Raw genomic sequence first — 7672 nt, 5'->3', positions numbered from 1 at the left:
GCTGTGCACCGCAGCATATTGGTATGGAAGTGGTAACAGGGACTTAGTGCGGTGGTTTCCGGCGCTGATTAGGCTGGAGCAAGACACGCTCGATCACGTCTGCATCGATATTGTGGGACTTCATATACTCGATGGCGCACAGGGTGCTGAAGCTTTCCTGCACATTGATGCCGCGTTCAACGATTTCACTGCTGCGGCGGTCCGCGCGTTGCGTCTGGAGTTGCAGGGTGTCCATATGGCTCCTTGGCGGCGAAAGTTGACTACGGCTAGTATCGAACAATAAAATCGAAAGTCAATGTCAGGCTCCCAACTTTCCGGCCCGAAGTCGCTGGCCGATCTCTTTATCTCCTTTACCTTGCTCGCGCTGCAAGGTTTTGGCGGCGTGCTTTCCGTTGCCCAGCGCGAACTGGTCGAGCACAAACGCTGGCTGACGCCGGAAGAATTCCTCGAAGACTGGGCGGTCGCCCAGATCATGCCGGGACCGAACGTGGTCAACCTGTCCCTGATGCTGGGCCATCGCTACTTTGGCCTGCGCGGCGCGCTGGCGGCGCTGGCCGGCATGCTGGCCGTACCCAGCCTGGTGGTGCTGGCCATCGCGACGCTGTATATGCATCACTCCGATAACGCGCACGTCGCCGGCGCGCTGCGCGGCATGGCGGCAGTGGCGGCGGGCATGATTGCGGCGACCGGCGTGAAGATGCTGGCGACGCTGTCGCGCCATCCCCTGCCCTTGTGGGCCTCCGTGACGCTGACCGTGGCCGGTGTGGCCGCGGGAGCCTGGCTGCGTCTGCCGCTCTTGCCGACTCTGCTGGTGGTGGGCGGCCTGGGCTGCTGGCTGACGTACCGGAGGATTCCGTGACCGCGCCCCTGCACATCGTGCTGGCCTGGCATGACTGGCTGGACCTGTTCTTCCATTACTTCCTGCTGTCCTTCATGTCGGTGGGCGGCGCCATTTCGACCACGGCGGAAATGCACCGCTACCTGGTGGAGCAGCACGGCTGGCTGACCCAGGCGCAGTTCAATGAATCGATCGCCATCGCCCAGGCGGCGCCCGGTCCGAATATCCTGTTTGTCGCGCTGATGGGCTGGAATGTGGGGCTGAATGCGGGCAGCCATGCAGCAGCCGTGCTGGGTGTACTGTGTATGATGGTGGGCATCATGCTGCCCAGCAGTGCGATTACTTTGCTGGCGTCAGCCTGGGGTCACCGCAATCGCGACCTGCGTGCGGTGCGCGCCTTCAAGCAGGGCATGGTGCCGCTGGTGATTGCGCTACTGATTTCGACGGGGATTGTGCTGGGCGCGGTGAACCGCGATCCGGCGACGGACTGGCCGCTGTGGACCTTGTCTGCCGCGGCGGGACTATTCGTGTGGCGCACCCGCATCCATTTGCTGTGGCTGCTGGCGGCGGGCGCGCTACTGGGTATCTTCGGCTTCGTCTAGGGCGGATCACCGATCCGCCGCTACCGGATTACTCCTTGACCGACTCAACCGCGAAAGTCAGGGTCATTTCGTCGCTGACGTAAGGCGCGTATTTGCCGACGTTGAAGTCGGTGCGCTTGATCTTGGCCACGGCGTTGGCGCCGCAAGCGTCCTTCTTCAGGATTGGGTGCGGCATGCACTGGAAGGCAGTCACCTCCAGCGTTACCGGCTTGGTGATGCCCTTGATGGTCAGGTTGCCGTCAACGGTAGCCAGCTTGTCGCCGCTGAAGTTGAACTTGGTCGACTTGTAAGTGATAGTCGGGAACTTGGCGGAGTCCAGGAAGTCTTCGCCCTGCAGGTGACCGTTGAACAGGCTGGAACCGGTCGATACGGACTTCGGATCAATGGTCACTTCCACGGAACCGGTCTTGGCAGCGCGGTCGATCACGATCTTGCCGGTGGTGCTGTCGAAACGGTTCACCTGGTTGGAGTAGCCGAAGTGGGTGTACTCGAAGCGGGAGAAGGAGTGGTTGTTGTCCAGCACGTAGGTTTCGTTCGCGGCGCCAGCAGCCATCGAGAAGCCGGCAGCCAGGGCCAGAGCGATCAGTTTTTTCATCGGAAAAGACTCCATTGTTTGTGAATGAAGCGGATTATCCGTACATGTTGCCCACATGTAAAACTCATAATTTACCACTTATCAATCGATTAAATCGATAGTTTGACCGCGCCGTGCGCCACGTCGGCGCATGCTCAGGTATATTGCACTGCAACATAGTGAGTGGGAGAAGGATATGCCCAAGCTGGCTCCTGGTGTACGTTTGCTGCGCAGCCTGACCCGCGCGGGCAGGCTGATGGCGGCTGCCGCGGCCAGGCCGGCAAAAGCCGGCGCCAAAAGCGCACCGGCTCTGCAGATCCGCAAGCATGCGCGGCCCGATGTAGCGCCGCCTCCACCCGGCAAGTGGCTGACGGCGACGCACCATGCCGAGGGCCAGCGCATGAGCTATTGGCTGTATCTGCCGGACAGCGTGCCGGAGGCGGCTGCCCAGCACGGCTGGCCGCTGATCGTCATGCTGCACGGCTGCCATCAAAGCGCCACCCAGTTTGCTCAGGGCACGCGCATGAACTGGCTGGCGGAAGACAAAGGCTACGCCGTGCTCTATCCGCAGCAATCGCTCAGCGTGCAGGCGCAGCGCTGCTGGCGCTGGTATGCCCAGGCGACCCAGCAAGGCGGCGGCGAAACGGCGGCACTGGCATCGCTGGTCGAAAAAATCTGCGCGCGGCACCCGATCGACCGGCGGCGCGTTTATGCTTGCGGGCTGTCAGCGGGTGCGGGCATGGCGGCCGTGCTGGCGCTGAATCATCCCGGCCTGATTGCGGCAGTCGGCCTGCATTCCGGTCCCGTCTTCGGCGCCGGCCATAGCACCATGGGCGCGCTGCACGTCATGCGCCATGGCGCTGCAGTGCACGCCGATGCCGCCATCCGCGCCCTGCTTCTGCGTGGACCCATGCCTGCCATGCCCGCCATCCTCATTCAGGGGGAAGACGATCATGTGGTGCGCCCGGTCAACCAGCAGCAGCTGGCGCAGCAATGGCTGCAACTGAATGGCCTGTCTGCACGGATGGCGCCGCGCGTCACCGCCAAAGCTGCGGGCCGTGGCCGCCATGCTTATGAGGTCCGGGATTATCTGGTGGGCCGCAAAGTGCTGCTGCGCGTGGCGCGTATTGTGGGTCTGGGGCATGCCTGGAGTGGCGGCGATCCGGCGCTGAAGTTCAATGTGAGGGCGGGTCCCAACGCCAGCCGCATGATGCTGGAATTCTTCAGCAAGCACCGGCGATCAGGAACGTAGCTCGTCCAGAATGATGGAGGCTGCGCGCTCCGCTTCCGCTTCCGCCGCGCGCTGGTCCGGCAGCACCAGGTCTGCCGACACCCGCCGCTTGGGGTACACCTTGGTCATATGCATGGGATTCGCCGACGGCGCGTAAATCGCGACATAAGCGCCCCACTGCTCCGTGCCATCCAGCTTCTCGCCCGTGAACTCGACCTCGTAGCTATCAATGGTTTTGGACGGCATGTGCGCGCTCTCCAGGTGCAGGACTGCAGCGAGGGTAGCATATTCGGCCATTACCGGTGATTCGCCGCCGCGCCTGATTACTCCCGCAGCAGCGCCCTGATCTCGACGGTTCCCCCGGCCTCGTAGACCGGGTTCCCGATCAGAAAGCGCTGCGCCGCGTCGAGACTCTCGGCGCGAATGCGGATGTAGCCGGTAATATCGGTGGGAGCGGCCTGGCCGGCGCGCCCCTTCCGGAGCAAAGTCCCGGAGCCGATTGCACTGCCGCCRTCGAACTGCCCCGATGCGCGCAGCGTGGCGATGTATTGCCCCCAGCGCTGGCTGTCGTTGGCGAGAGCGCTGTCCACGGCATCATCGTGCATGAAGAGAATGTATTCGTTCATGCTCAGAAGATTAACAGATCGGGCCTCGCCTGCACGCCTGGCGGTAAACGCCTACAATGCGCCGTATGAAATACTTCGCATTCCTCTTCGCCCTTGCGGCGATCTCCCTGCCCGCCGCTGCGCAATCGCCTTGCGACAACGGCTTGTGCGGGGCCAGCGGTCTGTCGTCCCAAGCGCTCAGCGAAGCTGCGCGCGCCGACACGCCCAAATCCTCGCCCATGCGCGAGGAACTGCGCTCGCCCGAACGTCCGCGCGATCCCTGGAACCGCTTCATGCCTACCCGCCCCGATCTCGAAAGCTACGACTGCATCCTGAGCGCGGGCATAGGCGGAGAATTAGGCAAAGGCGGTTTCTTCGGCACCCGCGTTCTCGGCCAGACGCAAGCCTGGCGCGATCCGTCCAGGAACACGGGGCGTTGACACGCCTGACGCGTCAGAGCGTCGCCATGTCGATCACGAAGCGGTACTTCACATCGCCTTTCAGCATGCGCTCGTAGGCGGCGTTGATGTCCTTCATGTCGATCACTTCGATATCGGATGTGATGTTGTGCTGGCCGCAGAAATCCAGCATTTCCTGGGTCGACTTGATGCCGCCGATCAGCGAGCCTGCCACCACCTTGCTGCCCATGACCATCGCCGCCGAATTCACCGGCGGCTCCAGTGGACCGAGATAGCCCACCAGCGCCAGCGTGCCTTTAAAGGACAGCGTTGGAATATAGGGATTCAGATCGTGCGCGTACGGCACGGTGTCGATGATCAGATCGAATCGGCCGCCGGCGGCGTCCATCTGCGCCTGGTCGGTGGACAGCACCACATGGTCGGCGCCCAGGCGGCGCGCATCCTGTTCCTTGCCCGGCGAGCGCGTCAGCAGCGTGACCTCGGCGCCCAGAGCGCGCGCGAACTTGATGGCCATGTGCCCCAGGCCGCCGAGGCCGACCACGGCAACTTTGCTACCAGGGCCAACGCCGTAATTCTTCAGCGGCGACCAGGTGGTGATGCCGGCACACAGCAAGGGCGCGGCACCGCGCAAGTCCAGGCCGTCCGGAATGCGCAGCACGAATTCCTGTTTGACGACCACTTTTTCGGAATAGCCGCCCTGCGTCATGCTGCCGTCGATGCGGTCGTTGCCGCCGTAAGTGAAAGTCGGCACTTCGAGGCAGTGCTGTTCGTGATCCTGCGCGCAGGCCGGGCAATGGCCGCAGGAATCGACCAGGCAACCTACGCCGACGGTGTCGCCGACTTTGAAGGCGGTGACATCCGCGCCGACTGCGCTGACGCGGCCGATGATTTCGTGGCCCGGCACGATGGGATAGCTGCTCCAGCCCCAGTCATTGCGCGCCGTGTGCAGATCGGAATGGCACACGCCGCAGTACAGGATATCGATGGTCACGTCGTCGCGGCGCGGGTCGCGGCGATTGAAGTTGAACGGCTCCAGCACGGAGGTCGCGGAATACGCCGCGTAGGATCGGACATTGATTGGCATGGTTCCACCTTTTGGTAAATGAGGCGGAAATCGTAGTCCTCGGGGCAGCGGCGCCGTTAGCCTGTCTCTTCGGGATTCTTGCCTGATTCTCCGGCGGCCCGCACAGGCGGTAAATTTGGCGATATGCTGTAAACCGTCGCAAAGTATCCTGGAGCAGCAGTGCAGAACAATGGAACAATTGAAGCCGGCTCGGCCCTGAACGCGCTGGCACAAAGTGTCAATCAGTGGACTGTGCGCCAGCCGCAGTTCAAAACGCCGGTGCCCGGCCTGATGCTGTACCGGCATGACGGTCCCACCGAACCGACCAGCGGCCTGTATGAGCCTTGCGTGTGCGTGGTGGCGCAGGGCCGCAAGAGCGTGTCGCTGGGCGAGGATACCTATGTCTACGACGCCCGGAATTACCTGGTGTCGTCGCTGCACGTGCCGGGAATTTTCCAGGTGCTTGACGCCAGTGCCGAACAGCCCTTCCTTGGTATTTGCCTGATCCTGGATTTGCGCGAGATTTCACAGCTGGTGCTCGACAGCCACCTGCCGCCGCCGCGCCGCGAACCATCACATCGCGGCATGGCGACCGGCATGGTGGACCTGGAACTGATTTCCGCCTTCCAGCGCCTGGTCAACCTGCTGTCGTCCGAGCAGGACATTCCGATTCTGGCGCCGCTGATCCTGCGCGAGATTTACTACCGCCTGCTCACCGGCGAACAAGGCGCGCGCATCCGGCACATGGCCACCACGGGCAGCATCACGCATCAGATTGCGCAGGCAATCAGCTGGCTGAAGGAGAATTTCCGCTCCTCGGTATCGATGGACGAACTGGCGGCGCGCGTGTCGATGAGCGCATCCACCTTCTACCAGCACTTCCGCACCATGACGGCCGTCAGCCCGCTGCAGTACCAGAAGCAGCTCCGCCTGCACGAAGCGCGGCGCCTGATGCTTGAAGAGCGCTTCGACGCCTCTACCGCCGCTTTCGAAGTGGGCTACGAAAGCCCGTCCCAATTCAACCGCGAATACAGCCGCCTGTTTGGCGCCCCGCCAATGCGCGATATCGCCTCGATGCGCCGCACCGTCGCCTGATTCGGAGTCAGGTACGCCATTTGGACATCCTGCCTTCGAATTTGGCGCGACTTTAGTCGCTGCGGGACTGGGCCTGCGAGACGTTGCTGTTGGCCGGCACGCTCTGTGTAAGCCACACATTACCGCCGATGGTGGACCCCGCGCCAATGGTGATGCGTCCCAGTACCGTGGCGCCGGCGTAGATCACCACGTCGTCTTCCACGATCGGATGGCGCGGCGTACCCTTGATCAGGTTGCCGGAATCGTCCGAAGGGAAGCGTTTGGCGCCCAGCGTCACGTGCTGGTACAGACGCACGCGCTGGCCGATGATGGCGGTTTCGCCRATCACCACGCCGGTGCCGTGGTCGATGAAGAAGCTGGCGCCAATCTGCGCCGCCGGGTGGATGTCGATGCCCGTCAGCGAATGCGCGATATCCGAAATCATGCGCGCAATGAAGGGCGAGCCCAATCGGTGCAGGCTGTGCGCCAGGCGGTAATACAGGATCGCGATCGTGCCCGGATAGCACAGCATGATCTCCGCAATCGACGTCGCCGCCGGATCGCCCGCATACGCCGCGTGCACATCCGACACGATCAACGCGCGGATCGACGGCAGCGAGGCCRCGAACTCGCGCGTGACCTGCACTGCGCAGCGTCCCTGCTCATCCTCATTGCATTCCGGGCCGGCCGTGAAAATCAGCCCGCGCCGCACCTGGTCCGCCAGCAGATCCAGCGTCGTGTTCAGCGTATCGCCCACGAAGTAGTCGATGCTTTCGTCGGTCAGATTGGGCCGCCCGTAATGCGTGGGAAATAGCACGGCCGACAAGCCGTTCAGGATCTGCTCCAGCGCAGCGCGCGAAGGCAGCTCGCGCACGCGGCGCTGGTGGCGGATATTGTGGGTCGCTTCGCGCGACACGCGCAGCTGGCGGACAACTTCGTCCAGGTCCCAGCGCCCTGCGCCGCTGTCGGCGCCGTAGGAATCAATGGCCATATGAGAAGAATGCAAATGCTTGTGCAATCGTTCAGCTTACCGAGCACACGCTCTGATTTGAAAGAATATATTCGCACAAGCTTATGCTCCTGCGGATATAAGAAAATTCCCTTAGAATGTCGGCCTGATAACAAGGCCTTACATGAAGAACCTCCTGCTTACCCTGCTGCTCGCCGGCCTGACCATGGTCGGCCCGCTGGCCATCGATACCTACCTGCCGTCGTTCCCCGCCATCGCGCAAACATTTGACGCCAGCCCGATCGCCATCCAGCAGG

11 protein-coding genes and 1 pseudogene are annotated in these 7672 nt (G+C 62.7%); 6 read left to right on the top strand and 6 right to left on the bottom strand.

Annotated features, from left to right (window positions below; translation table 11 throughout):
- Positions 1–43: 43 nt before the first annotated feature.
- On the bottom strand, positions 44–235 hold the full coding sequence (locus AB4Z11_RS16645; protein WP_442026354.1) for a hypothetical protein: 192 nt from the start codon (positions 233–235) through the stop codon (positions 44–46).
- Between the two features lie 60 nt (positions 236–295).
- On the opposite strand from AB4Z11_RS16645, the gene AB4Z11_RS16640 reads away from it, so the two are divergent.
- Complete coding sequence (locus AB4Z11_RS16640; RefSeq protein ID WP_442026353.1) at positions 296–859, top strand: chromate transporter; 564 nt, start codon at positions 296–298, stop codon at positions 857–859.
- Entirely contained in the window at positions 856–1440 is a 585-nt protein-coding gene (locus tag AB4Z11_RS16635; RefSeq protein WP_442026352.1) for a chromate transporter, read from the top strand. The genes AB4Z11_RS16640 and AB4Z11_RS16635 overlap by 4 nt, the downstream gene beginning before the upstream one ends.
- A 28-nt stretch (positions 1441–1468) precedes the next feature.
- On the opposite strand, the gene AB4Z11_RS16630 is transcribed toward AB4Z11_RS16635, so the two are convergent.
- Entirely contained in the window at positions 1469–2035 is a 567-nt protein-coding gene (locus AB4Z11_RS16630) for a YceI family protein (protein ID WP_442026351.1), read from the bottom strand.
- A 175-nt stretch (positions 2036–2210) separates the two neighbouring features.
- On the opposite strand from AB4Z11_RS16630, the gene AB4Z11_RS16625 reads away from it, so the two are divergent.
- Entirely contained in the window at positions 2211–3266 is a 1056-nt protein-coding gene (locus AB4Z11_RS16625; RefSeq protein WP_442026350.1) for an extracellular catalytic domain type 1 short-chain-length polyhydroxyalkanoate depolymerase, read from the top strand.
- Here AB4Z11_RS16625 and AB4Z11_RS16620 read toward each other — a convergent pair.
- Both AB4Z11_RS16620 and AB4Z11_RS16615 read right to left on the bottom strand, forming a co-directional pair.
- Complete coding sequence (locus AB4Z11_RS16620) at positions 3255–3491, bottom strand: hypothetical protein (protein WP_442026349.1); 237 nt, start codon at positions 3489–3491, stop codon at positions 3255–3257. The two genes, AB4Z11_RS16625 and AB4Z11_RS16620, sit on opposite strands and share 12 nt — an antisense overlap.
- A gap of 77 nt (positions 3492–3568) precedes the next feature.
- Complete coding sequence (locus AB4Z11_RS16615; RefSeq protein ID WP_442026348.1) at positions 3569–3871, bottom strand: hypothetical protein; 303 nt, start codon at positions 3869–3871, stop codon at positions 3569–3571.
- 65 nt (positions 3872–3936) lie between these two features.
- Between AB4Z11_RS16615 and AB4Z11_RS16610 the strand changes: the two genes are divergently transcribed.
- Positions 3937–4290, top strand: coding sequence for a hypothetical protein (locus AB4Z11_RS16610; protein ID WP_442026347.1), 354 nt, complete (start codon positions 3937–3939; stop codon positions 4288–4290).
- A gap of 13 nt (positions 4291–4303) precedes the next feature.
- On the opposite strand, the gene AB4Z11_RS16605 is transcribed toward AB4Z11_RS16610, so the two are convergent.
- Positions 4304–5353, bottom strand: coding sequence for an NAD(P)-dependent alcohol dehydrogenase (locus AB4Z11_RS16605; RefSeq protein ID WP_442026346.1), 1050 nt, complete (start codon positions 5351–5353; stop codon positions 4304–4306).
- Between the two features lie 159 nt (positions 5354–5512).
- Between AB4Z11_RS16605 and AB4Z11_RS16600 the strand changes: the two genes are divergently transcribed.
- Complete coding sequence (locus AB4Z11_RS16600; RefSeq protein ID WP_442026345.1) at positions 5513–6427, top strand: AraC family transcriptional regulator N-terminal domain-containing protein; 915 nt, start codon at positions 5513–5515, stop codon at positions 6425–6427.
- A gap of 52 nt (positions 6428–6479) precedes the next feature.
- On the opposite strand, the gene epsC is transcribed toward AB4Z11_RS16600, so the two are convergent.
- Positions 6480–7397: a serine O-acetyltransferase EpsC gene (gene epsC / locus AB4Z11_RS16595; protein WP_442026344.1), complete on the bottom strand. Its 918-nt coding sequence runs from the start codon at positions 7395–7397 to the stop codon at positions 6480–6482.
- A gap of 142 nt (positions 7398–7539) precedes the next feature.
- Between epsC and AB4Z11_RS16590 the strand changes: the two are divergent.
- Positions 7540–7672: pseudogene (locus tag AB4Z11_RS16590) on the top strand (Bcr/CflA family drug resistance efflux transporter); the annotation flags it as partial.

The sequence above is a fragment of the Pseudoduganella sp. RAF53_2 genome (genome assembly GCF_052113985.1).
Taxonomy (GTDB): Bacteria; Pseudomonadota; Gammaproteobacteria; order Burkholderiales; family Burkholderiaceae_D; genus Rugamonas.
The sequence above is the reverse complement of the archived record's forward strand: the minus strand, read 5'-3'. Positions and strand labels throughout refer to the sequence as shown.